Source organism: Chryseobacterium scophthalmum, from assembly GCF_900143185.1.
Lineage (GTDB): Bacteria > Bacteroidota > Bacteroidia > Flavobacteriales > Weeksellaceae > Chryseobacterium > Chryseobacterium scophthalmum.
Genome location: NZ_FSRQ01000001.1, coordinates 1,844,078 through 1,869,369, shown reverse-complemented (window position 1 = coordinate 1,869,369; position 25,292 = coordinate 1,844,078). Strand labels below are relative to the sequence as shown.

The 25,292-nt window shown below is 33.5% G+C and carries 19 protein-coding genes and 2 tRNA genes; 7 read left to right on the top strand and 14 right to left on the bottom strand.

Annotated features, from left to right (window positions below; genetic code table 11):
* Window positions 1-44: 44 nt before the first annotated feature.
* The gene (locus tag BUR17_RS08425; protein WP_074229853.1) at window positions 45-1,028 is read right to left on the bottom strand and encodes a PLP-dependent cysteine synthase family protein; all 984 of its coding nucleotides are present in this window, start codon (window positions 1,026-1,028) and stop codon (window positions 45-47) included.
* A gap of 499 nt (window positions 1,029-1,527) precedes the next feature.
* Window positions 1,528-2,757 carry an ABC transporter permease gene (locus tag BUR17_RS08415; RefSeq protein WP_074230265.1) on the bottom strand — a complete coding sequence of 410 codons (1,230 nt, stop codon included), beginning with the start codon at window positions 2,755-2,757 and terminating at the stop codon, window positions 1,528-1,530.
* 4 nt (window positions 2,758-2,761) lie between these two features.
* On the opposite strand from BUR17_RS08415, the gene BUR17_RS08410 reads away from it, so the two are divergent.
* Entirely contained in the window at window positions 2,762-4,021 is a 1,260-nt protein-coding gene (locus BUR17_RS08410; protein WP_074229851.1) for an exo-beta-N-acetylmuramidase NamZ family protein, read from the top strand.
* 142 nt (window positions 4,022-4,163) lie between these two features.
* Here BUR17_RS08410 and BUR17_RS08405 read toward each other — a convergent pair whose 3' ends face one another.
* From BUR17_RS08405 to BUR17_RS08375, 7 genes are all read right to left on the bottom strand, one after another.
* Window positions 4,164-4,370: a hypothetical protein gene (locus BUR17_RS08405; RefSeq protein ID WP_074229850.1), complete on the bottom strand. Its 207-nt coding sequence runs from the start codon at window positions 4,368-4,370 to the stop codon at window positions 4,164-4,166.
* Between the two features lies 1 nt (window position 4,371).
* The gene (locus BUR17_RS08400; RefSeq protein WP_084550471.1) at window positions 4,372-5,022 is read right to left on the bottom strand and encodes a DUF3575 domain-containing protein; all 651 of its coding nucleotides are present in this window, start codon (window positions 5,020-5,022) and stop codon (window positions 4,372-4,374) included.
* 10 nt (window positions 5,023-5,032) lie between these two features.
* Window positions 5,033-6,211, bottom strand: coding sequence for a thioredoxin family protein (locus BUR17_RS08395; RefSeq protein WP_074229849.1), 1,179 nt, complete (start codon window positions 6,209-6,211; stop codon window positions 5,033-5,035).
* Window positions 6,212-6,323: 112 nt separating this feature from the next.
* A tRNA-Phe gene (locus BUR17_RS08390) sits at window positions 6,324-6,396 on the bottom strand.
* 116 nt (window positions 6,397-6,512) lie between these two features.
* Window positions 6,513-6,585: transfer RNA gene (locus tag BUR17_RS08385), tRNA-Phe, on the bottom strand.
* Between the two features lie 92 nt (window positions 6,586-6,677).
* Window positions 6,678-8,519, bottom strand: coding sequence for a lysophospholipid acyltransferase family protein (locus BUR17_RS08380; protein ID WP_074229848.1), 1,842 nt, complete (start codon window positions 8,517-8,519; stop codon window positions 6,678-6,680).
* Between the two features lie 23 nt (window positions 8,520-8,542).
* Window positions 8,543-9,781 carry an aspartate kinase gene (locus tag BUR17_RS08375; RefSeq protein ID WP_074229847.1) on the bottom strand — a complete coding sequence of 413 codons (1,239 nt, stop codon included), beginning with the start codon at window positions 9,779-9,781 and terminating at the stop codon, window positions 8,543-8,545.
* Between the two features lie 320 nt (window positions 9,782-10,101).
* Here BUR17_RS08375 and fbp point away from each other — a divergent pair, with 320 nt between their 5' ends.
* From fbp to BUR17_RS08350, 5 genes are all read left to right on the top strand, one after another.
* On the top strand, window positions 10,102-11,118 hold the full coding sequence (gene fbp / locus BUR17_RS08370; protein ID WP_074229846.1) for a class 1 fructose-bisphosphatase: 1,017 nt from the start codon (window positions 10,102-10,104) through the stop codon (window positions 11,116-11,118).
* Window positions 11,119-12,123 carry an o-succinylbenzoate synthase gene (locus tag BUR17_RS08365; RefSeq protein WP_074229845.1) on the top strand — a complete coding sequence of 335 codons (1,005 nt, stop codon included), beginning with the start codon at window positions 11,119-11,121 and terminating at the stop codon, window positions 12,121-12,123.
* 239 nt (window positions 12,124-12,362) lie between these two features.
* Complete coding sequence (locus BUR17_RS08360) at window positions 12,363-14,036, top strand: glutamine--tRNA ligase/YqeY domain fusion protein (RefSeq protein ID WP_074229844.1); 1,674 nt, start codon at window positions 12,363-12,365, stop codon at window positions 14,034-14,036.
* A gap of 286 nt (window positions 14,037-14,322) precedes the next feature.
* Complete coding sequence (locus BUR17_RS08355) at window positions 14,323-15,495, top strand: MFS transporter (protein ID WP_084550523.1); 1,173 nt, start codon at window positions 14,323-14,325, stop codon at window positions 15,493-15,495.
* A gap of 298 nt (window positions 15,496-15,793) precedes the next feature.
* A complete protein-coding gene (locus tag BUR17_RS08350; protein ID WP_074229842.1) occupies window positions 15,794-17,824 on the top strand; it encodes a TonB-dependent receptor in 2,031 nt (676 codons plus the stop codon).
* A 165-nt stretch (window positions 17,825-17,989) separates the two neighbouring features.
* On the opposite strand, the gene BUR17_RS08345 is transcribed toward BUR17_RS08350, so the two are convergent.
* A complete protein-coding gene (locus tag BUR17_RS08345; RefSeq protein ID WP_074229841.1) occupies window positions 17,990-18,982 on the bottom strand; it encodes a S41 family peptidase in 993 nt (330 codons plus the stop codon).
* A gap of 59 nt (window positions 18,983-19,041) precedes the next feature.
* Window positions 19,042-20,004 carry a YpdA family putative bacillithiol disulfide reductase gene (locus BUR17_RS08340; RefSeq protein ID WP_074229840.1) on the bottom strand — a complete coding sequence of 321 codons (963 nt, stop codon included), beginning with the start codon at window positions 20,002-20,004 and terminating at the stop codon, window positions 19,042-19,044.
* 155 nt (window positions 20,005-20,159) lie between these two features.
* Between BUR17_RS08340 and BUR17_RS08335 the strand changes: the two genes are divergently transcribed.
* The gene (locus BUR17_RS08335) at window positions 20,160-20,795 is read left to right on the top strand and encodes a hypothetical protein (protein ID WP_074229839.1); all 636 of its coding nucleotides are present in this window, start codon (window positions 20,160-20,162) and stop codon (window positions 20,793-20,795) included.
* A 36-nt stretch (window positions 20,796-20,831) separates the two neighbouring features.
* Here BUR17_RS08335 and BUR17_RS08330 read toward each other — a convergent pair whose 3' ends face one another.
* The 3 genes from BUR17_RS08330 to BUR17_RS08320 form a co-directional block, all read right to left on the bottom strand.
* On the bottom strand, window positions 20,832-22,127 hold the full coding sequence (locus BUR17_RS08330) for a glycosyltransferase family protein (RefSeq protein WP_074229838.1): 1,296 nt from the start codon (window positions 22,125-22,127) through the stop codon (window positions 20,832-20,834).
* A gap of 194 nt (window positions 22,128-22,321) precedes the next feature.
* Window positions 22,322-22,729 carry a GxxExxY protein gene (locus BUR17_RS08325; protein ID WP_074229837.1) on the bottom strand — a complete coding sequence of 136 codons (408 nt, stop codon included), beginning with the start codon at window positions 22,727-22,729 and terminating at the stop codon, window positions 22,322-22,324.
* A 19-nt stretch (window positions 22,730-22,748) separates the two neighbouring features.
* Complete coding sequence (locus BUR17_RS08320; RefSeq protein ID WP_074229836.1) at window positions 22,749-25,286, bottom strand: YfhO family protein; 2,538 nt, start codon at window positions 25,284-25,286, stop codon at window positions 22,749-22,751.
* Between the last annotated feature and the right edge of the window lie 6 nt (window positions 25,287-25,292).

Below are 25,292 nucleotides of genomic sequence, written 5' to 3'. Positions count from 1 at the left end.
CTCAGAGCAAATACTCTGAGTTTTGTTTTATAATGAAAAGCCGATTAGTCTAACCAGCCCATTTCTTTCATCCATTCATCGTTGTAGATCTTCCCAACGTATCTTGAACCGTGATCGTGAAGAAGTACCACAACGATATCATCTTTTGTGAACTGATCTTTCATCTGAACCAAAGCTGCCATTGCACTTCCTGCAGAATATCCACAGAAAATACCTTCTTCTTTAGCCAGTTTTCTTGCGTAGATAGCACCGTCTTTATCGGTCACTTTTTCGAAATGATCGATCACAGACATATCGTAGTTTTCAGGAAGAATATCTTCACCAATACCTTCTGTAATGTAGCTGTAAGCGTTTCCTAGATTGATCTCTCCCGTTTCGTGGATCTCTTTTAAGATAGAACCATACGTATCGATACCAATTACTTTGATGTCAGAATTTTTCTCCTTAAAGAAGGTTCCACAACCTGTAATAGTACCGCCCGTTCCGGCTCCAACTACGAAATGAGTCAGTTTTCCTTCCGTTTGTTCCCAGATCTCCGGAGCGGTAGACTCGTAATGAGCAGCTCTGTTTGATAAATTATCATATTGGTTAACGTACCATCCGTTCTCCGTTTCTTTTGCCAATCTTTTTGAAACTGAATAATAAGAACGTGGGTCTGTAGGTTTTACGTCTGTAGGACAAACGATCACTTCAGCTCCAACGGCACGAAGAATATCACATTTTTCTTTTGACTGTTTAGCGTTGGTCACAAAAATACATTTGTAGCCTTTGATGATGGCTGCCAAAGCCAATCCCATCCCTGTGTTTCCTGAAGTCCCTTCAATAATGGTTCCTCCAGGTTTTAGTCTTCCGTCTTTTTCGGCGTCTTCAATCATTTTCAGAGCCATTCTGTCTTTTACCGAATTTCCGGGGTTGAAAGTTTCTACTTTTGCCAAAACCAATGCCGGGAAATCTTCACCCAAAACTTTATTAAGCTTTACAAGAGGGGTATTTCCAATGGTTTCGAGTATATTTTCTGCGTATTTCATATGTAGCTTTTATTGTCTTTTTAAAGGTCATATGTTATCGCTTATTTTCGTGAGCTTCTGTGATTTAAGAGCCTACACAGCGATTTCATAAATGTTTTTTCTGCGTGGCAAAGATACAGTTTTCAGATAATTAATAATTAAAAATGAAGAATTAATAATATTTCGACGAAACTCTCCAACGCTATTACACACGAATTTAATTAGGAGCTTTTTCCCGCTTTCCGTTGCAATCTTTTTTTTCAAAAAAGGATTTCCACTGCAATCGGGGCTACGATATTTGTATCCATCAGAATTATTTGTCATTGCGAGGAGCGTAGTGACGAAGCAATCTCAAAAGTATTTAATATCAAATATTCGCTTACTTTGTCATTCTGCAAGAATCTCAACAGTTGAATAGCAAAATATTAGCTTAGATTTCTACGAAATGACAAACTTTACACAAAGCAAGATTTGTAATTAATAATTCACAATTCACTAGCGAAGCTAAATTGACAATTCACTAATTATACTTAATCGCTTTTACAGGAGAAATTTTACTGATCAGATAACTTGGGATCACCAAAGCCATTCCGGAAATAATTAAGATCCCTACCGAAATAGAAATAATGATCCACGGATTAAGGTCTACAGGAACAACGCTTACGTAATAATTGGCAGGATTTAATTTAATAATTCCTGTGTATTTTTGGGTAATTAAAAGTCCAAGACCGATGAGGTTTCCATACAAAAGTCCGGGAACCATAATAATCAAAGTATAATTGATAAAAGTCGCACGAATCTGTCCGTTGGTTGCGCCTAAAGTTTTTAGCAAACCAATCGAGTTGGTTCTTTCAATAATTAAAATCAGCAATACCATAATGATGTTGATGATTACTACCAAAAGCATAATCGAAATAATAATCCCGATATTGGTGTCGAAAAGCCCGATCCAGTCATTGATTTGCGGATATTTATCAGTTGCTTTTTCTGCGTAATTTTTATAGCCGATAAATTTTTCAACCTGCGGAAAATCTTCATCGATATTATTAATGTTTTTAAAGAATACATCCAGTCCCCCGATTTCATCAGGCTTCATATCCATAATTCTTCTTACGTGATTGATGTCACCTACTACAAACTGATCATCAATCATCTTGATGTCGGTTTTGTAAATTCCCACGACTTCAAAATTTCTGTAAATTGGTTTTTGATCAGCTTTTGAAAAAACAGTAACGATGCTGTCATTCACTTTCAGATGAAGGTCATTGGCAATTTTTTCTGAAATAACAACGCCGTTATTATAACCTTCGCCATTTAAGAAGGGGGTTTTTCCGGCAGTCAGGAATTTTTTAAATCGTAAACTGTCAAAATCTTTACCGACACCTTTGAAAATAATTCCGGCAAAACTATGTTCGTTACGCATAATTCCGGTTACCATTGCATATCCCTGAACTGTAGCAACATCGGGAAATGCCTTAATACTTTTAATATCTAATCCCTGATTATCTAGAACTGAAGTATTGTAAGATGAATTTGATTTGGTAGATCGTACCGTAATATGACCGCTGAAATCTCCCAGTCTTTCTTTAATCGCTTTTTTTGAACCCAATCCTGTAGAAACAGTGATGAGCGAAACGATAATTCCCAAAGCCACAGACAGTCTGCCGATGAAGATGATAACCCGAGAAAGGTTATTTTTGTTATCTTTGGAAAACGCTATTTTTCGGGAGAAATATAATGGAAATTTCAAGCTTATGAATTTAAATTTCAAAATTAAAACATTAGTTCTTATTTGCCTAATTTTTTTAGGAGTATTCAGTCAATATTATTCTCAGACATCAAATAAAGAGGGTTTTAAAACCGGTGCAGACCAACCGGAAAAATATCTTGGACTTCTAAAAAATAAAAAAGTTGCGGTAGTAACCAACCAGACTGGGCTTGTAACAAGAGTGAAATATTATAATGCAGCAAAAGATCCTTCGACAGGTTGTGCAAAAGCAATGAAGATAGATACTTTAAGTATTGTTGATTTTTTAGTTGAAAATAAAATCGATGTCAAATCTATTTTTGCACCTGAACATGGTTTCAGAGGAGATGCAGATGCAGGCGAAAAAGTGAAAAACGGAGTAGACGTGAAGACAGGAATTCCTATAGTTTCTCTTTACGGAAATAATAAAAAACCAAAACCGGAACAATTAAAAGGTATTGATGTTGTTGTTTTCGACATTCAGGATGTTGGAGTAAGATTTTATACGTACATCTCAACTTTAACATATTTGATGGAAGCTGCAGCCGAAAATAATGTAGAAATTATGGTTCTGGACCGACCAAATCCTCACGACGGATATATTGACGGACCAGTTTTAAAGAAAAAATGGGAAAGCTTTGTCGGGATGCATGAAGTTCCTGTTGTGTACGGTTTAACCATCGGTGAATACGGAAAAATGGTAAACGGTGAAAAATGGTTAAAAAACGGAGTTCAGGCAAAATATACTTTGATTGAAATGAAGAATTATCACAAGAAAAAGCGCTATGCAATTTTAGATAAGCCTTCGCCCAATTTACCGAATGATAAATCAATTAACTTATACCCAAGCTTATGTTTTTTTGAAGGAACGCAAGTTTCTGTAGGACGAGGAACTGATCTTCCGTTTCAGGTGTATGGTTCACCATGGACAAAAGATCTGCCTTACCAGTTTACTCCAAAACCAAATTTTGGAGCAAAAGACCCTTTTCTGAATGGGAAGTTATGCTATGGAGAAAATCTTTCAGATCATTCTAAAAACTTGCAAGAAATCAATCTGGAATGGTTGATCAAGGCGTATAAAAATTACAAAAACCCTCAACAAGATTTCTTCCTTAAAAATCTTTTCTTTGATACTTTAGCAGGAAGCGATGAGCTGAGAAAACAAATTGTCTCGGGCAAATCTGAAAGAGAAATTAAATCTTCCTGGAAATCAGATTTAGAGAAATTTGAAAAAATAAGAAAGAAATATATTGTTTATCAAGATTAAAAAAGTCAACTGTAAATTTTACAGTTGACTTTTTTATGCTATTTATTTGTTAATGAATTATGTAGATTTGCTAGTCAATCTTAAAATACATTTTAAAATTCACAAGATTAGCGCGGATTGACCTTTGACCATTCACTATTTTTCAATCAAAATTCTGTGGCGGATTTTTATCATCCTTTCCTTTATTCAGAATAAAAAGTCCGATTGATAAACCGATAACGCCTGCAAAAGCGGTCATTAACGCACGTTCTAATTTATCGGCTTCATGATTTCCCAAGTAATTCATCAGGAATAATATTGCAAATGTAATAACCGATATAATGATATGGTTTCTTCCTAGTAGTTTCATTTTATTTTAATCTGTAAGAAATCATTACTCCTCCTCTGTAAGGAATTATTTCGCCGCTTCTGTTGTAACCATAAGGTTTTTCATCATATCTTTTTCCTGATACTCTGTCATATCCTTTGTAAAAGTCCTGTGAAGTTCCTATAGTACCATATAAATCCATTCTCCAGTTATCTGACAGTCTAAACTGGTAACCTGCAGTGATTCCCGCTAAAAAAGAATATCCTTTTTGATAAAGATTTGAGTTTGTATAGATTACATTTTCTTCATTTTTACTTGGGTATGGATCATCGTTCCAGTAATTCCATTTCTGTAAAACAAAAGAAGATACGCCAATGTTTGCACCTAAATACCATCCCTCAAATGCTTCTCTGAAATAATATCTTCCTTCTATCGATGCAGAATAATATTGTAGCTCATGACCAGAAAATGACTTCCAGGGAGAAATAAAAACATCTCCTTGTACTGTTATTTTTTGATTTATTTGATGCTCTAAACCTAAGTTAATAATTCCGATAGGAACAAATAAAGCATTTCCTTTTAGGTATACTTTTTTATCAGTTTCAGATTTTATTTCTTCTGCCTGATTTTCCTGTGCATTAATATTTATTACTGAAAATAAACTTAATGCAACTATAAAAATTTTATACTTCAAAATGTATATTTTATTTAATTTGATTTAATAATGCTTGTGCTAAACTTGCGTCTTTACCAGATTGACTGGCAATATTTTTAGATTGCTCAGCAAAATTTTTAGCTAAATCTTTACTTCCTAAACTAAAGTAAATTTTAGCTAAAATATAAGTGTTCTCCGATGTTTCACCACGCATAACCGATTTTTCAGCCCATTCTGCAGCTTTTTTCAAAGAAGAGGGTGTCTTTACATGATCTGAAAATATCCATGCTGCTTTTAAAAGCTCATTCGGTTCAAATGTATCGGAGTTTTTATAATAATCTAAAGCCACTTTTTCATACTCAGGGAAATTGGAATTTTGCTCGTAGTAAGCCAGTTTAGTTTGATTAAGTTTTGTTAAAGCAGCTTCTTTTCCAACCAAAGGTTCTGCCGTTTTCAGAAAATAGGCATCGTTGATTTTTTTACTTTTCTCGTCAATAGATTCTTCAACAACTTTTCCTAATACAAGTTGGTTGTTAAATTCATTATAATTTTCTTCAGGTAGAAACTTTAGAATTTCAGTTTTTCTAGTAACAAAGGTTTTATAATTTGGATCTTCAGAAGATTTAAGGAAATAGAATAAAAATCCTGCGTCATCTTTTGTAAACTCTTCATTTTTTGGCTTGTTTTCAAAATATCTTTCAGAAGCTTTTCTGGCAAACTCATAATCTGAATTTGAATGAAGCTTCATAATATTAATTAGAAATTCCGGGCTCTTTTCACCTTTAGCAAATCTTTCTTTAGATGAACCTTCTTTAGAATTTACGGCATTTACATCTTGTGCCATAGAAAGAAAAAGGCTTGGTTCCATGTAGCCGTAATTTTGAGAGACCAAGTCTCCGTCTCCATTTAAAAAAAGAAAAGTAGGATAGGAGCGCACCGAAAATTTTTGGGCAATTTCTCTTCCTTCGCCTTTTTCCATGTCGATTCTTGAGCTCACAAAGTTTTTATTGAAATAATCTCCTACCGATTTTTGTGTGAAAACATTTTTGTCCATCATTTTGCACGGACCACACCAAACTGCGTAAGCATCTATAAATACAAGTTTTTTTTCTTTTTTTGCTTTAGCAAGAAGGTCTTTAAAATTACTCTGGTCAAATTTAATTCCTTCTTCCTGAGCCAAAATAAAAATATTGATAAAAATAAATAATCCGGAGATAATATTTTTCATTCTAATTATAAATTTAAAGAAGCGAAGATACTTAATTTTGATTTTATATGAATAACGAAACTTTCCCAAAATAGAGTAAACAAAAAAACCGCCCTAAAAAAGGCGGTTTAAGTGGTTTCTCCAGGAATCGAACCAGGGACACATGGATTTTCAATCCATTGCTCTACCAACTGAGCTAAGAAACCATTTGGTTTTATACTTCATTTTTGAAGTGGTGCAAATGTAATAATAAATATTATAATCTGCAAATTTACTTTAAACAGTTTTGAAAAGAAAACCGCCTAATGAAAGGCGGTTTAAGTGGTTTCTCCAGGAATCGAACCAGGGACACATGGATTTTCAATCCATTGCTCTACCAACTGAGCTAAGAAACCAATTACTTCGTTGTTTTAAAGTGATGCAAAAGTAGGAAGTTTTGGCATATGAAGCAAATATTAATTAAACTTTTTTGCCAATAAATTAAAACCTACTGATTTTCAGTCTGATTATTTTCCTGTTCTTTTCTTATTTGCTCACTCATTTCCTCTAAAACAGGCTTAATCGTGCTTTCAGGAAGATCACTTATTCTAATATACATCAATCCGTCAATCGCATCATTAAAGTTTGGATCAACATTAAAGGCAATTACTTTTGCATTTTGCTTGATGTATTTTTTTATCAAAACCGGCATTCTCAATTCAGGCTCAAGATCATCAATGATTTTATCTAATTTATTTAAATCAGATTCCATTTCATCTAAAAAAAGATGTTTATCACGATCTCTAAGCTTTACTTTAAAATCATTTCTTGGGGTAATGTATTGAGCTACAGCAGAGTCATAATAGTTCGAACGCATAAACTCAATCATCAAAGATTTAGAAAATTCTGAAAATTTATTAGAAATACTTACACCTCCCATCAGGAATTTATGATCAGGATTTCTTAAGCAAACATGTACAATTCCACGCCACAAAAGGAATAGAGGAAGTGGTTTTTGCTGATATTCTTCACAGATATAAGCACGTCCCATTTCAATTACTTTCTTGAAAAACGGATGAATGTCTTGTTCAAACTCAAAAAGAGAACTCGTGTAAAAACCTTTGATTCCAAACTTTTTCATCACATCTCTTCCTAAAGCCATTCTATAGGCTCCTGCAAGTTTTTCTGCGGCATTATCCCACAAAAATAAATGATGATAATGTTTGTCGTATTCATCAAGATCAAACGGAAGGTTACTTCCTTCACCCACTGCACGGAAGGTAAGCTCTCTCTGTCTTCCGATTTCCCTCATTACAGAAGGAATCTGCTCGTAAGGGGTAAAATATATTTCATAATTACCATTGCTGAAAAGCATTTTGTCGGTACCTCTCAGTTTATTGATGTCTTTTATAATATCCTCTTTCGGAGTTTCATCAATGATATTCTGTACAATGTTTTCTTCTCTTAATAAAGGGAATTTTACATATAAATTCTTGAGATTAATAGCCTGCGCGAGAGATTTTCGTTTTTCATAATAAGATTTCATCATGTAAACCTTACGTTTCAGAAACTCTCCCAATTCCTCAATATTTTCCATCTCATCCATTACCTTTACCGTGATAGGTTTTCCTATTCTGATACGGATTGGTTTTTCGCGGTCATTCATCATTTCCGCAGGCAGCATAATGGTCTGTAAATTCGGGTGAATCTTGGCTACCTGATAAAAAAGAGTACTGTTTTTAGCATGAAAATACATAGGAACAACCGGTACTTTTGCCATTTTTATTAGCTTTAAAGCCGGTTTTTCCCACTCTCTGTCGAGAATTTCTCCGTAAGGATTATTTTTATTTGAAACTTCTCCTGCAGGAAAAATTCCTACACAGCCGCCATTTTCAAGATGCTTCAGTGTTTCCCGCATCCCGGTTGCACTGTTTCTGATTTCCTTTCTTCCTTCAAAAGGATTTACAGCAATCACAAACGGTTCCATGGGTTTTATTTTTTCTAAAAGAAAATTTCCCATTACTTTAAAATCCGGACGAACTTCTGAAAGAATTTTACACATTAAAATTCCGTCAATCGCACCAAGAGGATGATTAGAAACCAATATAAAAGGACCCGTTTTCGGTATTTTTGCTAAGTCTTCTTCAAAAGCTACATAGCTCAAATTTCTTTCTCTTACGAAAGAATCGAAAAAATCTTTACCCTCTTTGTCTTTCAGCTTATCATAAAGTCTGTTGACTTCATTTATTTTTGCAATGCTCATAACAGCAGATGCCACAGGGTTTTTTAGGAACCCTATTTTATGCAAGCCGGAAGCCTTGATTAAATCATTTTTCGATATTAAGCTCATGTGTGTTTAGTCCGAGTTAGTTTTTATAGTGTTACCATTTGAAGCGTATTCTTAGAAATCTGTTCCAATAATACACTTTTTTCTTGGTAAAATTTATCAATGTTCTCCATTTTTGCATTTCTTACAGTAAATAAAGATACATTTTTTATAACATCTGTTTTGAAAATTTTCTGAAGTTCATTATTCAGTTCCTCAATTTTAAGGAATTTATCTTCAAGACATAATGCCAATGAAATTGCAGAATTCTGCATCAAAGAAACTTTGATTTTGTATTTAGCTAAATTGTTGAAAATTAAGCTCATGTGGTCTTCTGCGATGAAAGAGAAGTCTCTCGTAGAAATTTTAAGCAACGTCTGATTGTCTTTTAAAATATAAGATTCTTCGCTTTGGTTTTTTTCAGAAACACCCACTTTCGTTCCTTCTTTTGTAGGGTCTACAAAAGATTTCACATAAAAAGGAATGTTTTTTTGCTGAAGCGGTTGCAATGTTTTTGGGTGGATTACACTCGCTCCAAAATAAGCCATTTCTATCGCCTCTTCGTATGAGATATTAGATAAAAGCGTAACGTCTTTAAAGATTCTCGGGTCACCTGTCATTACTCCCGGAACGTCTTTCCAGATAGTCATTGCGGTTGCATTAAGACAATATGCAAAAATTGCTCCTGAGTAATCTGAACCTTCTCTTCCTAAAGTTACAGTAAAATTATTATCATCAGAACCGATGAAACCCTGTGTTACATAGCAGATATCAGGATTTAAATTTGAGATAAATTCCTCAGTTTTTTGCCAGTTGACATTCCCGTCTCTGTAAGAATCATCTGTTTTTATGTAATCTCTTGCATCAAGCCACTGATTGGTAAATTGTATATCATTCAGATATTCGCTTACAATTTTAGTGGAAATCATTTCTCCACAGCTTACAACCTGATCGTAAACAAAATTATAATTGGGAGATTTATTTCTTCTTAAAAAAGAAACAATATCATCAAAAAACAAATTGATTTCTGCAAAAACTGCATGATCGTCCGAGAAAAGCCCCTTAGCTATTTCAATGTGTTTCTGTTTTATATTCTCTATTTCAGTTTGATAGTTGTCTTTTTTGAAATACAATTCTACTACTTTTTCCAGCTCATTGGTAGTTTTCCCCATTGCTGAAATTACAAGTAGACATTTTTCAAAACCTTGGCTGCTAAGAACCATAGATACATTTTTTACACTTTCGGCATCTTTCACTGATGCGCCTCCAAACTTGAAAATTTTCATTAAATTGTTAAGAATAAAATTGTTAGATATAAAACATTGAATTTTTTTTCGGATGTCAAAATTATGGAATTACGATGAGATATGAAATAGCGATGAGCCAGGATTGAATTAAGATTTAATTAAAATTGATGTAAAGTATAAGAAATATTTGCTCTTTAAGGGTATGATTTGGGGATAGTTATCTTCATCAACTGAGTATGGATGTTAAAATATTTGGTTGGTATAATGTTGATTAATAGGATGTAAGGTCTTTTGTGCGAAAATGTTTTTTAATGTGATAAAATTTACGAAATTTGGGACTAAAGTAAAAAAACATAAAAATGTCAGATCAACCATTACAGACCCTAGGAGAATTTTTAATTGATAAACAGGAAGATTTTCAGTATTCCACTGGTGAATTTTCACGTCTTCTAAGTGCTATAAGACTGGCGTCCAAAGTAGTAAATAGAGAAGTAAATAAAGCAGGGATTGTAGATATTGCAGGAGCTGCTGGAAATCAGAATATTCAGGGTGAAGAACAGCAAAAACTTGATGTAATTGCCAACGATATTTTCATCACTGCACTTTCTCAAAGAGAAGTTGTTTGCGGAATTGCTTCTGAAGAAAATGATGATTTTATCGATATTAAATGTGGAGAAAACGGTCATTTAAGTAAATATGTAGTTTTAATTGATCCTTTAGATGGTTCTTCAAACATTGATGTGAATGTTTCTGTAGGAACTATCTTTTCAATTTACAGAAGAGTTACAGAGCCTGGAACTCCTGTACAGTTAGAAGACTTTTTACAGAAAGGAATCAATCAGATTGCAGCAGGATATGTTATTTACGGCTCTTCTACAATGATTGTTTACACTACAGGTAACGGCGTGAACGGATTTACTTTAGATCCTTCCTTAGGAACTTATTATCTTTCTCATCCAAATATGACATTTCCAAGAACGGGTAAAATTTATTCAATCAACGAAGGAAATTATATAAAATTCCCTCAGGGAGTTAAAAATTATCTTAAATATTGCCAGATGGAGGAAGGTGATCGTCCTTATACTTCAAGGTATATTGGTTCATTAGTTGCTGATTTTCATAGAAATATGTTGAAAGGCGGAATTTACATCTATCCATCATACGGTCAATCACCAAACGGAAAGTTGAGATTATTATACGAATGTAATCCAATGGCATTTTTGGCAGAACAAGCTGGTGGAAAGGCAACAGACGGCTTTAGAAGAATCATGGAAGTTGAGCCGACTGAGCTTCACCAAAGAATACCTTTTTTTGCAGGAAGCATCGATATGGTAGAAAAAGCAGAAGAGTTTATGCGAATCGACAGCGTAAAATAAATGACAGCAAAATATTACAAATATTTATTAGAATTCAAACGCCCGAGTGGAACATCTCGCGGCGTTTTGCTTGAAAAAGAGACTTATATTCTTGAAATTTTTGAAAAAGAAAATAAAGGAATAGGAGAGTGTGCCATATTCAGAGGACTGAGTTACGATGACAAACCGGATTATGAAGAAAAAATAAAATGGCTTTGTGAAAATATTAATCAGGATTTTGAATTTTTAAAAGAAGAGTTGAAAGAATTTTCATCGATCTGGTTTGGATACGAACAAGCTTTACTAAATTTAAAGTACGGAGGTAAACTTTATTTTCCGAGTGAATTTACAAAAGGGCAAAACTCAATGATGATTAATGGTTTAATCTGGATGGGCGATGTAGATTTTATGGAAGAACAGATTCGGGAAAAACTTGAACAGGGCTTTCATTGTATTAAATTAAAAATAGGTGTCAACTGGAAATCAGAACATGAAATTCTTCAAAAATTAAGACAGAAATTCTCAAAAGAAAACTTAGAGTTGCGAGTTGATGCCAATGGAGGATTTTCTAAAGATGAAGCTAAAATTGTATTGCAACAACTTTCAGATTTACATATTCATTCTATCGAGCAACCCATAAAAGCTGGAAATTGGGATGATATGGCAGATTTGTGTGCCGAAACTCCAACTCCGATTGCGCTTGATGAAGAGCTAATTGGAATAATAGATTTCAATGAAAAGAAAAAACTTTTAGAAAAAATAAAACCTCAATACATCATCTTGAAACCAGCTTTGGTAGGCGGATTTTCAGGATCTGATGAGTGGGTATCTCTAGCTGTGCGTCAAAATATCGGATGGTGGATTACTTCTGCTTTAGAAAGTAATATCGGTTTGAATGCAATTGCACAATATACTTTTACAAAAGGAAACGAAATGCCTCAAGGTTTAGGAACAGGAAGTTTGTTTACGAATAACTTTGAAACTAACTTAAAACTAAACGGAGAAAGGTTATTCTTTAATGGGTAAATGAATTAATTAAATTACCCCGTTTACGAAAATTGCTTTCTTGATATATTCAATAATATCAAGAAAATGCTTTCTTATTTTTTTCATAATGATATTATGTTAAGATTTAGGACTGTAAATATCCGAAAAAAAATCAATTTAAAGTGAATTTATTTTAAAAATTTATCATTTTCATAAACCCTTAAATTTTCCTAAATTTGCAAATTGTCGGATAATACGACATCTTAAAGCGAATTTTAATGGAAGAAGAAAAAAAATCACTCAATTTTATTGAGCAAATTATCGAAGATGATTTGGCAAACGGTTTGAAACAAGATCAGATCCGTTTCCGTTTTCCGCCTGAACCAAACGGTTATCTGCATGTAGGTCATACAAAAGCGATCTGCATCAACTTCGGTTTGGGTGAGAAATACAATGCTCCCGTAAACCTTCGTTTCGACGATACGAACCCTGAAAAAGAAGAGCAGGAATTCGTAGATTCTATTATGAAAGACGTTGAATGGCTAGGTTTCAAGTGGGATAAAGTGTTGTATGCATCCGATTACTTCCAGCAGCTTTACGATTGGGCAGTTCAGTTAATCAAAGAAGGAAAAGCTTACGTTGACGAGCAACCGTCTGAAGTTATTACTGAGCAAAGAAAAAATCCTGCAGAGCCGGGAATAGAATCTCCGTTCAGAAATCGTCCTGTTGAAGAGTCTTTAGATTTATTCGAAAAGATGAAAAACGGAGAGTTCGAAAGTGGTTCAATGTCTCTTCGTGCAAAAATCGACATGGTTTCACCAAATATGAATATGCGTGACCCTGTGATGTACAGAATTTTGAATAAACCTCACCACAGAACAGGTACAGACTGGAAGATTTATCCAATGTATGACTGGGCACATGGTGAATCTGATTATATTGAACAAATCTCGCACTCGCTTTGCTCTTTAGAGTTTGAAAACCACAGACCGCTTTACAACTGGTATTTAGACCAAGTTTATGAAGATGGAAAGGTTAAAAACAAGCAAAGAGAGTTTGCAAGGATGAACGTTTCTTACATGATTACTTCCAAAAGAAAACTACAAAGGCTGATTGCTGAAAATGTAGTAAATGGTTGGGATGATCCAAGAATGCCTACGATTTCAGGAATGAGAAGGAAAGGTTTCACAGCTACTGCAATAAGGAATTTTATTGATAAAGTTGGGGTTGCCAAAAGGGAGAATTTAATTGAAATTCAGCTCTTAGACTTCTGTGTACGTGAAGATCTAAATAAAGTAGCCAAACGAGTGATGGCGGTTGTTGACCCTATTAAATTAGTGATCGAAAACTATCCTGAAGGTCAGGAAGAATGGTTGACTACTGAAAATAATAACGAGCAGGAAGATGCGGGAACAAGAGAAATTCCGTTCTCAAGAGAATTATATATTGAGCGTGAAGATTTCAAGGAAGAAGCGGGCAATAAGTTCTTTAGATTAAGATTAGGTGGAGAAGTCCGTTTAAAATCTGCTTATATCATTAAAGGTGAAAGAGTAGAGAAGGACGAAAATGGAGAAATCACTACAATTTATGCGACTTATGACGAGAAATCTAAGTCGGGAAGCGGAACTGAGGAAAGTTTAAGAAAAGTAAAAGGTACTATTCACTGGGTTTCTGCACAGCATGCAATTCCGGTAGAAGTCAGAAACTACGAGAAATTATTCACTGTGGAACAGCCTGATGCTGAGAAAGATGTAGATTTCTTAAATTTCATTAACCCTGAATCGGTCAATACAATTCAAGGATTTGCTGAGCCTAGTTTGAAGGAAGTTGCAGTGGGCGAACCACTTCAGTTCCAAAGGATTGGCTATTTCACGAAGGATCAAGATTCTACAGATACAAATTTTGTATTCAATAGAACGGTGACTTTAAAAGACTCTTATAAGCCAGAGTAAAAATTTATTTATATCATTATAAATGAAACAGGGCTTATTTTTTAAGCCCTGTTTTTTTGTTTTTAAACATTTATTGAATAGCAAAATGCCACGAATACACGAATATTTTTTGTGTTATTAGTGAGAAATATGAATGCTATTTTGTGTTTAAAAGTCCTGAAGGGACGATTTAATAAAGAATAGGATGAAAATCCTATCAAAAATTATTAACGAATTAAAATAAAAAATTGTGAAAATTATAAAATTATACACCAACTCATTCAAAGGGCTTTCTCAGGAAAGCTGGATGTTGGCGCTCGTAATGCTCATCAACCGAGCCGGTTCGATGGTGCTCCCTTTTTTGGGAGTTTATATGACTGCTCATTTAAAATTCAGTATAGAACATACAGGAATTGTGCTTAGCTTTTTCGGAATCGGTTCTGTAATCGGTTCTTGGTTAGGCGGATTTATTACCGATAAAATTGGCGAGTACAAAGTTCAGTATCTCAGTTTGTTACTGAGTGTTCCGCTGTTTTGTTTAATCCCGCTTTTTAAAACGGAAGTGGGAGTTGCTGCAATTATTTTGATTCAAAGTATTGTAAGTGACTCATTTCGTCCGGCAAACTCAGTGGCAATTACCAAATATGCGAAACCGGAAAATATTACAAGAGCATTTTCATTAAACAGAATGGCGGTCAATTTAGGATTCTCTATCGGTCCTGCTTTAGGTGGAATTTTGTCGGCTATTTCTTATGAGTTTTTGTTTTTTTCTAATGCTTTAGCCGCTTTACTAGCCGGAATTTTATATATTGTTTTCTTTCGAAAACGTAATAAACTCGCAAAACTGAGAGCAAGAAAAGTAAAAGAAGCAATTGAAATTAAAAAAGAAAATTCGCCTTATCGAGACGGTAAGTTTTTGATCTACTGTTTTTTCTGTATGCTTTTTTCAATCTGTTTCTTCCAGTTATTCAGTACGTTAACGATTTTTTACAAAGACACGGCACACTTAAGTCAGCAAAATATTGGTTACTTATTAGGTTACAGCGGATTTATAGTTGTGTTGCTGGAAATGGGATTGGTTCAGGTTGCCGAAAAATACCTGAGCCTTGCTCGTACCATGTTTTTAGGAACCTTTATTTGTGGACTTTCTTATGCAATGTTGGGCTTCGATTATAGCATTATAACTTTAGTGATTTCAATGACTTTATTATCTGTCGGTGAAATTTGGGCACTGCCTTTTATGTCAACGATCACTGCTTTGAGATCGGGGCAAAACAACAAAGGCGCTTATATGGGTTTGAATGGAATTTCCTTTTCAATTGCATTTATTGTAACTCCCTATTTAGGAACGTTAATTGCCGAAAAATTAGGATTTACCGTTTTGTGGATCGGTACCGGAGTTTTAGCAACCATCATAGCTATTGCGTTTTATTTTATCGTTCCGTGGATGATTGAAGATAAAAAAGAAATTGTAGATTAAATTTAATTTAAAATAGTAAGTCAGCCTTGTCAAAGTTCAAAACCTTGACAAGGCTTTTTTTACTCTAATTTTTATGATTGTCCGCTTTTGTCATATTAGAAAAATCTTTGTGTGCTTAGTTAATTGAAATCGAAGATTAGACGAAGTCAAACGCCTTTGCGAGCTTAAAAACAGTGAATTGTTTAAATAAATCTTTGCGCTCTTTGCGTTAAAATTTTTTATTATGATTGAAAACGGATATATATACTAATTTTTAAGTTTAGACTTAAACTGTACAATTTTTGCTTTGCCTTGTTTAATGACAAAACTATATTTTCTTCTTTCCGCCTTATCCGTAACTTTTTTATTTTCTCAGAAAAAAGATTCTGTCAATCTAATTTCAGAAGTAAAAATTGATGCTTATAAAAAGCCGACGACCTTTATTGTTTCCACAAAATCAGTTTCGGTAGTTTCAGAAAATTTACTTAATCAAAATACACCGGAAAGAATGCTGGAATCAATCAACCAAATTGCAGGAGCAAGAATGGAAGAACGTTCTCCCGGAAGTTACAGAATTTCGCTTCGTGGAAGTACTTTACGTTCACCTTTTGGAGTTCGGAATGTGAAGATTTATTTAGATGATTTCATTTTGTCAGATGCTTCTGGAAATACTTATTTTAATGTGATTTCTCCAGAATTGATTGATCGAATGGAAATTTATAAAGGTCCGGAAAGTGGTGATTATGGAGCAGTAACTGGTGGAACATTGCTTTTAAAAACAAGATCTTCAGAAAATTTATCCGCAAATTTGTCAACCGGAAGTTATGGAACTTTCAACCAGAGTTTTGATTTTTCTAAACAAATAGGGAAACATTTTTTTGAAGTTTTTCAAAGTTATTATCAAACCGATTCTTATCGTGAACAGTCGAAGGTAAAGAGAAAACAAATTTTTATAAAAGACAATTTTCAATATTCAGAAAAGGGAATCTTAAAAGGAATGTTGATGTATTCGGATCTTGATTATCAAACTCCGGGCGGATTGACTTTGGAACAGGTGAATATCAATAGAAAGCAAGCCAGACCAAAGACCGCAACGCTTCCAGGAGCTGAAGAACAAAATGCGGGAATTCGAAATAAAATGATTTTGGCCGGACTTTCAAATGAATATCAATTCACCCCGAATTTTTCACATTTTCTTTTAATTCAGGGTTCTTATGTAGATTTTGAAAACCCTTTTATTACGAATTTTGAAAACCGTTTTGAAAAGAATTTTGCCTTGAGAACACACTTTAATTATGAGAAAATTTGGGATAAAGTTTCTTTAGCGTATCGATTTGGTTTCGAAGGTGGAATGAATAATATTCTGATTAAAAATTATGATAACAGCAAAAGTTTTGAAGGTGATCCCCAGAATTTTGACCAGATTAAAAATACTTCAGGGTTTTATTTTCTTTCACAGAAATTAAATTTTAATGAAAAACTTTTTACTGATATTTCAATCAGTTTAAATTCAAATTCTTACGATTGGAAAAGACTTTATCCACGAACGGAAAATGGGAAAATAGATTTTAAAAATCAATGGCTTCCGAATTTTGGTTTGACTTATCTTTTTGCACCGGGTTTTTCAGCAAGAGGCAAAATAGGAAAGGGAAATTCAGCACCCACCAATGAAGAAATTCGTTCTTCAAACCAGCAATTTAATGTAAATATAAGTCCGGAATTTGGTTGGAACAAAGAAATTGGAATCCGAAAACAATTTGGGAATTTCTTTTTTGTAGAAGCAAATTATTTTGATTTCCGACTCGAAGATGCAATCGTAAGAAGACAGAATGAAGTGGGGCAGGAATATTTTATCAACTCAGGAAAAACCGTTCAGAAAGGTTTTGAAGTTTTGTTGGAGTCTAAAAATTTTGATCTTAAAAATGATTTTTTCAGTCAGTTGAAATTTAGGTTTTCAGGAAGTTTTTATGATTTTAAATTTAAAAATTATCAACAGAATCAAAATGATTTTTCGGGAAATGATTTAACCGGAGTTCCAAGAACAACGATAAACAGTTTGCTGAATTTTACTTTTTTCAAAAAACTTTCTGTTGATTATTCTCACTTTTATACTTCAAAAATACCTTTGAATGATGCAAATTCTGTTTGGTCAGAATCAAGCTTGGTTGGAAATATTAAATTTAGATTTCCTGTAGATTTTGAAAAAACAAGAGTGAATTTATATCTGCAAATTCAGAATTTATACGATGAAGATTATGTTTCAGGTTTTGATATCAATGCATTTGGAAACAGATATTACAATCCTGCAGCAAAAAGAAATTTTGTTTTGGGCATGAAGGTTGATTTTTAATACGTTTTTAATCACATTGAAAAAGATAGCGCTCCTACGGAGCGCCCTTTGAAATCAATAATTTTTCTACACAGATATTGCTCCTACGGAGCAAACCAAAATACTATTTCATTAAATAATTCCAATGCGAAAAGAAATTTTGTTTTAAAGATCAAAAGTTAATTTCTATTTATCATCAATATACTTAAACGCTTCTTTAAGATAGTTTTCGTTTGTTTTTGCTTTGTCTGTTGATTTTTCAATGATGATATTTGGAGGAATTCCTTCGCCAATTTTAGCATATTCTTTTCCTGTTCTGTCAACAATATTGCCCGTGGTAAGAACAAGGAAAGATCCGTCTGATAGTTTATATTCTTGGTTTCCGGAAGTTAAACCCTGCGTATTTGTGCCAATAATTTTTACATTTTTTTGACCGACAAATGCAGCGGTAATAAATTCTCCCGAACTTCCCGTCACCTTATCGACTAATAATGCTATAGGTTTTTTCACCGATTTTGGCTCTTTTTGTGTTAATTGGAACATCTGTGTAGCTGTTGAGCCTTCATAGAACTTAGCGTCTTTGTAATTGTAATATTCAATTTGTCCTTCTGCATCTTTTGTGCCGACTACATTTTTATCGTCTAAAAAAGGGGCAACTGCAGCATACATCGGATAGAGCATTCCTCCGAAATTTCCTCTTAAATCAATGATCCAGCCTTTAGGTTTACGTTTTTGCAAGTCATTTACTTTTGCATAAAAAGTATTGATGTATAAGTTCCAGTCATCTTTATTGAACGAACCAATATCTGGTAAACTGATGTAAGCATAGCTGTTTTCCAGCATTTCACTTTTAATTACAGGAAACTCCTGACCCGTTGCTTTATATCCTAATGTGTAGGCTTTTACAACATCTTTAGGATAAAAATTAGAATGAGAATCGTTTAATGAGCTTAAAGCATTTTTAATAATAGGATAAGTTTCTTTTATCGTTTTAGATTTTGACGCTTCAGTAAGAGTTTTATCGAATATTTCATCCCAATTAAGCTTTGATTTATTCACCGATTTATTTTTCATAATTTTCAGCGCTTTGGTAACATACACTCGAATGCTATCCGACTGAGCTGAAATTGTAATTGAAAAAAATGTGGTAAGTAAGGCGAAAATGATGTTTCTTTTCATATTGAAATTGAATATTTCAAAAGTAAGAATATATTGTTATATTTCTTATAATAAAATAATTACGTTGAAAGAATGTTTCGAATAATCATTTCCGCATGAATTCTTGAATTTTCAATAAACCAAAGGTGAGTGTCTTTTCCACCGCAAACAACGCCCGCCAAATATAAATTTTTAATATTGGTTTCCATTGTTTCAGGATTGTAGACAGGATTTAAACATTCTCCCTGCAAATCAATTCCGGAATTTTTAAGAAAATTAAAATCGGGAAGATACCCCGTCATCGCTAATACAAAATCATTTTCAATTTCCTGAATTTTGCTTTTTTCGTCTTTAAATACAACAGAATTTTCTTTAATTTCAATCAATTCAGCATTAAAATGAGCTTTAATACTTCCTTCTGAAATTCTGTTTTCAATATCTGGTTTTACCCAATATTTTACATTTTCAGAAATCTCAGAATTTCTAATAATCATCGTTACTTCAGCTCCTTTTCTGTAGGTTTCCAAAGCGGCATCAACCGAAGAATTACTCGAACCAATCACTACGATTTTTTGTTTTGCGTAAGGATAAGGTTCGGTATAATAATGCTTTACTTTCTCAAGATTTTCTCCGGGAATATTCATCAGATTCGGAATGTCGTAAAACCCGGTTGAAATGATGACGTTTTTGGCTACATATTTTGATTTGGAGGTTTCAACCTCAAAAATATTTCCGTTTTTAGAAACTTTTAATACTTTTTCGTAAAGGTTAATATTGATGTTTTTCTGCCTTGCAATTCCTTGATAATATTCCAATGCTTCCTGTCTTCCAGGTTTTGGAGCAGCCGATATAAAAGGAATTTCTGCAATTTCAAGCTTTTCCGCCGTCGAAAAAAAACGCATATATAAAGGGTAATTGTAAAGTGAATTTACAATCGTTCCTTTTTCAATAATTAAATAACTCAGGTTGTTTTTCTTTGCTTCGAGTGAGCAGTTTAGACCAATCGGCCCAGCTCCGATAATCAGAATATCTAAAATTTCCATCTAACAAAAATACAAAAAAGCTTGACTCAATAGTCTCTAAACATTAAGCCAAAAACTATTGCTCCGATTTTTAAACTCTATTTAATTTAACATAACATTGAAAGACTTCAACTCAAAACTGGCACTGCTTTTGAACTTTTCACGAAAATTTTATAATGAAAAAGACTTTTTTAGCATTCATACTTTTAGCAGCATTGTCCTGTGAGAAAAAGCAAGATAAAAGTCCTGCAGTTTCTACAGATAATCTGAAAAGGTCAAATGAAAGAACCGATACAAAGCCGGAAGCATTCTCTAAAGAAGTTGCGCTGAAAAAGACCAATGATGAACTTTTACAGGCACTGAAAGTAGGTTATTATGATGTTTTTGCCAATTATATTCATCCTGAAAAAGGCGTAAGGTTTTCGATGTATGCTTTTGTTAACCGAAATGAAGACAAGCATTTCTCAAAAACAGATTTTGAAAAATATTTGCCAACAAAAACTATTTTCACTTGGGGTTCCCGAGATGGTTCAGGTGAAATTTATAAAGCAACCATTAATCAATACCTGAAAAACTGGGTTTTCCGTAAAGATTTTACAAAATCAGAGTATGCATTTGATAGGTTTCTAGGTAATGGAAATTCTCTTAATAATTTAAAAGAAATATATCCAAATACTAATTTTACAGAAAATTACATTTCTGGTTCAGAAAAATATGGCGGAATGGATTGGAAGGCACTTCGATTTGTTTTCGAAGAATTCGAAGGGAAATATTATATAATTGCCGTCATCAATGATGAATGGACTATTTAAATAAAATTCCCCTTCTTTTTTAGATGGGGAATAATTTTATAATATTTCAGAAAGTTGTTTCGTTAGATTTCTTCTTGAAAACTGTTCAATGTTTTGAGTGTTTTCTAAAAGGTTTCCATTTTTCCACAGTTCAAATTTTTCTAAAATAAAATCCTCAATTTCTTTAGAATCATTGTATCCAAAATGTTTTCCTGCTTTTGTTTCATCTAAAATTTTTGCAACATCAGCTTCGTTTGGACCAAAAGAAATAATTTGTTTTCCTGTTGCCAAGTATTCAAATATTTTTCCAGGGATAATACCTTTTGAAGACTCATTTGGAAAATTAGTGATCAATAAAAGGGAAGACTTCGCCATTTCATCAACCGCTTTATTGTGCGAAACGTAACCAAGATTCTGAATATGATCTTTTAAGCTTGATTTCTCAATAACTTCTAAAATTTTATCATCAATTCTCCCAACAAATTTTAGGTTAAAGTTTTCCGCAAAATCCGAATTGGTTTTCACTAAATTATCAAGTGCTTTCCAAAGATTTTCAGGATTTCTTAACTGTTCTAAAACACCGATGTAACTTAGTGTAAATTGGGTTGGAGAGTTTGAGGGTTGAAGGGTTTGAGGGTTTGAGTCTGTTTCATCAAATCCATTAGTGATACAAAATGCATTCGCTCCATTTTTACGGAAATTTTCTGCATCGGTATAGCTTGTAGCCAAAGTGATATCTGCATTTTTAAAAACTTCAGATTCTAATTGGCGGTGCTTTTTATCTGATCTGTTGGTCAGTTTTAAATGTTTATAATATGAAATTTCAGTCCACGGATCTCTGAAATCAGCAATCCATTTTAAATCGGGAAATTTCTTTTTTAAATTTAAACCTATCAAATGCATCGAGTGGGGTGGTCCTGAAGTAACGATCGTCTCAATATTGTTGATCTTCAAATATTGCTCAAGAAATTTTACAGAAGGTTGCACCCAAAAAACTCTCGCATCGGGAATGAAAAAATTACCTCTTACCCAAATCGAAAGCTTAGATTTCCAGCTTTGATTGTTACCGACATCAAATTGCCCCGCTTTGAATTTTTTATTGCTTTTATTAAGCTTTTCCGCCAATTGATAAGGTTCCCAGATCTTTGTTCTTACGATTTCCAGATCTTCCGGAACATCTTTCATTAAGCTTTCATCCAATAAAGGGTAGCTTGGGTTTTCAGGTGTATAAATGATCGGTTTCCAACCAAATTCTGGAAGATATTTTGCGAATTTCAGCCATCGCTGAACTCCTGGTCCTCCTGCAGGTGGCCAATAATAGGTGATAATAAGGATTTTTTTATCCGTGGACATTATTTTTTTTATTTTAACCGCAAAAGAGACAAAAGATAAAAATGTTTTTGAGAAATTCAAAAGCTTACAAAACGTAAACATTATAATAATTCGGAATTTTCAAGTAACCGATCCTATTTTGCTTTCTTTTGAATAATTGAAAAGTTAATAAATCTTTTGTTTCTTTTGCGGTTTAAAAATTAGAAAATTATTATTTAATCGTATTTATCAAAATATTTATTAATAAATGTTTCCTGACCAAAATGATATAGGTTTTTCACATTAAAATTTACCAAAATCCCTTTAGGAACTTTTAATAAATTCATGTAGTTAATAACTTGGAATTTATGTAAATCTAAAATTGAAGTAACTGATTTAATTTCTAAAACAATTAAATCTTCAATCAAAAAATCACATTTAAAATCACAATCCAAATACTCATCTTTATAAATAACAGGAATTTTAAATTCAGACTTGAACTCAATATTTCTTAACCTGAATTCTTTTTCTAAAGCTTTATGGTAAACTATTTCAGCTAAACCTGAACCCAAAATCTTATGAACCTCAATACAAGCTCCATTTATTTTGTAGGTAAGATCTGTTATGTAATTTTGAGTAATCATAAGCTTTTTAAACTTTTAATTACTTAATGATTTCAACTTGTTTTTTATCTCTTTTTTGGTAAATAAAATAAATTCCAAACGCACTTAATATAACAAATAATCCGAAGCAAAGAAGAGAAATCCATTTTCCAGTTTCGATGACTTGTGGCTCAAAAATCATTTTGATATGATGATTTCCTGCAGGAACATGTACTGCACGCAATAAATAATCGGCTTTGATGTATGGAACTTCTTTTTCATCAACAAAAACTTTCCAGCCATGAGGATAATAAATTTCAGAGAAAACGGCTAATTGCGGCGTTTTAGACTGAGATTTAAACTCTAGTTCATTGGCTTCATATTTGGTCAGATTGATCGTTGCTGTAGAATCTGCCTGAACCGGTTTGTTATTGAAATATGATTTGTCGGAAGCATTAATAACAGCGGTTTTCTTACTGTCGATTTCCCCGATATATTTAATTTCTTCGTTTGGAGTATTTACAAATTTTAAATCACTTACAAACCATGCATTTCCATTGGCTTTAGGATTCTGAACAACTTGTGGCTCTCCCGGATTACCAAAGATCATGTACTTGGTGTTGAGTAAATTCAGAATTTTTGGAGTTTTTACGCTGTCGGGTTGTACGATATATTTATTTAATAAATCGTCATATCTTCTCAGTTTCACCGCATGATAACCTCCAATAGAAGCTTTGAAATAAGAAGTATTGGTTTCGCTGGTTGTTCCTAAAACCTGATTGTAAATTCGGTAATGTTTTTTATCATTTTCAGCAATTGTTTCCAATGTTTTATTCACAGGAATACTTGCTAAAATCGATTGTAAGTTGGCATTATCGCCTACTTTTTCAGCTAAATAATCTGATCCTTCAGTTTGGAAAGGATTTTCAGCAAAGATTTTATCTACATAATTATCGTCATTTAAATAACGCTTATTAACCGTCCAAAGATCAAATAAACTCACCAATCCAATGATAACCAAAGCGATATTTTGATTTAATTTTTGTTTTAAAGCAAAGAATAAAACAGTTACTGTAATTCCAACATACAATAATGCTTTGATAGCGTCTGTTCTGAACATGCTGAAACGTTCATCGACCAAATAATCGAGTAGGAAAGGAGGCAGGTAGAGTTTTTCGTTGTCGGTATAAAAGCCTAAAATTGATTTTCCGAAAACAATCAGAAGTAAAGTTAAACCTAAAGTTCCACCTCCAACATACGTAAGGATTTTCTTTTTGTAGTCCTCTTCTAAAGTTTCACTATTGAAAAATCTATATAATCCGATAATCGCAATTAAAGGAAATAACAATTCCACAACAACCAAAATTGAAGAAGGTGCTCTGAATTTACTGTAAAACGGAACGTATTCTATAAAGAAGTCTGAAAGTGGCATGAAGTTGCTTCCCCAAGCCAATAATATGGTGAGAATTGTAGCTCCTAAAATCCAGTAACGGTATTTTTTTGAGGCAAAAAAGAATCCTAAAAGCGCCAAGAAACAAACAATGGCACCTTGATAAGCAGGTCCGGAAGTTCCCGGTTGGTCTCCCCAATACGTTAAACTTCCAAATCCTTTAGAAATTCGGTCGTACTCGGCTTGAGAAGTTACATTATCCTGAACAAGCTGCTGTACTTTTTCCATCATTTCTTTTCCTTCAGGTTCCTGGCTTCCGCCTCCCATCAATCTTGGAATAAATAGGTTTAAAGTTTCCAGCTGACCGTAGCTCCACATCAAAATACTTTCTTTGTCCATTCCGGTATTTCCGGCAGTATGGGTTTCGGTATTCAGAATCTGTTTTCCTCTTACCGTTTCTTTAATATATTCGGAGTTTGCCATGATTCTTTGAGAATTCATTCCAACTCCAATTGCTAAAGCAGAAGCTATAATTCCTGATGAAATCAAAAAATGTTTCATCGGGACTTTCTTTTTTATCGCTCTTACTAATTCAGAAATAAATAAAAATCCTAAACCTAAGAACAGATAATAGGTCATTTGCGGGTGGTTTGCCGCAATCTGTAAACCAAAGAAAAGGGTAGTAACAATAAATCCGAGGACGTATTTTTTTCTGATATAAACCAATAAAATTCCGGCTAAAAGCGGTGCGAAATATTCTATGGTGTTTACTTTTCCGTTGTGTCCAGCTGCAATAATGATGTAAAAATAAGTGGAGAGCCCGAAAAATGTAGCTCCCAAAAGGGCGTATTTCCAGTTTCGAACGGCAACCATTCCTAAAAGGAAAAACCCTGAGAACAATAAAAACAAATAATTAACTGGTCTTGGCAAAATATTCAGGTAGCTATCAACTTTTTTGATAATGTCTCCTTCAAAACGGCTTCCCATCTGATAAGTTGGCATTCCGCCAAACATAGAGTCGCTCCAGTAGGTTTCTTTGTCGAAATTGCTTCGATAATCAATCAACTCTTTCGCGCCACCACGATACTGTACAATATCGTGTTGGAAAAGCTGCTTTCCTGTAAAAACAGGAGTAGAATATAAAAATGCTAAAACTAAAAATGCAATTAAAGAAACTGCAATGTATATTAAGTTTTTGTTTTTTGCCATCTTGGT

Bases quoted from the DNA above. Each gene is read 5' to 3' on its own strand.
- BUR17_RS08355 (WP_084550523.1), top strand. From the start codon at position 14,323: ATGTTGGCGCTCGTAATGCTCATCAACCGAGCCGGTTCGATGGTGCTC.
- BUR17_RS08330 (WP_074229838.1), bottom strand. From the start codon at position 22,127: ATGTCCACGGATAAAAAAATCCTTATTATCACCTATTATTGGCCACCT.
- BUR17_RS08365 (WP_074229845.1), top strand. From the start codon at position 11,119: ATGACAGCAAAATATTACAAATATTTATTAGAATTCAAACGCCCGAGT.
- BUR17_RS08405 (WP_074229850.1), bottom strand. From the start codon at position 4,370: ATGAAACTACTAGGAAGAAACCATATCATTATATCGGTTATTACATTT.
- fbp (WP_074229846.1), top strand. From the start codon at position 10,102: ATGTCAGATCAACCATTACAGACCCTAGGAGAATTTTTAATTGATAAA.
- BUR17_RS08380 (WP_074229848.1), bottom strand. From the start codon at position 8,519: ATGAGCTTAATATCGAAAAATGATTTAATCAAGGCTTCCGGCTTGCAT.
- BUR17_RS08345 (WP_074229841.1), bottom strand. From the start codon at position 18,982: ATGAAAAGAAACATCATTTTCGCCTTACTTACCACATTTTTTTCAATT.
- BUR17_RS08395 (WP_074229849.1), bottom strand. From the start codon at position 6,211: ATGAAAAATATTATCTCCGGATTATTTATTTTTATCAATATTTTTATT.
- BUR17_RS08325 (WP_074229837.1), bottom strand. From the start codon at position 22,729: ATGATTACTCAAAATTACATAACAGATCTTACCTACAAAATAAATGGA.
- BUR17_RS08340 (WP_074229840.1), bottom strand. From the start codon at position 20,004: ATGGAAATTTTAGATATTCTGATTATCGGAGCTGGGCCGATTGGTCTA.
- BUR17_RS08375 (WP_074229847.1), bottom strand. From the start codon at position 9,781: ATGAAAATTTTCAAGTTTGGAGGCGCATCAGTGAAAGATGCCGAAAGT.
- BUR17_RS08410 (WP_074229851.1), top strand. From the start codon at position 2,762: ATGAATTTAAATTTCAAAATTAAAACATTAGTTCTTATTTGCCTAATT.
- BUR17_RS08335 (WP_074229839.1), top strand. From the start codon at position 20,160: ATGAAAAAGACTTTTTTAGCATTCATACTTTTAGCAGCATTGTCCTGT.
- BUR17_RS08320 (WP_074229836.1), bottom strand. From the start codon at position 25,286: ATGGCAAAAAACAAAAACTTAATATACATTGCAGTTTCTTTAATTGCA.
- BUR17_RS08425 (WP_074229853.1), bottom strand. From the start codon at position 1,028: ATGAAATACGCAGAAAATATACTCGAAACCATTGGAAATACCCCTCTT.
- BUR17_RS08360 (WP_074229844.1), top strand. From the start codon at position 12,363: ATGGAAGAAGAAAAAAAATCACTCAATTTTATTGAGCAAATTATCGAA.
- BUR17_RS08350 (WP_074229842.1), top strand. From the start codon at position 15,794: ATGACAAAACTATATTTTCTTCTTTCCGCCTTATCCGTAACTTTTTTA.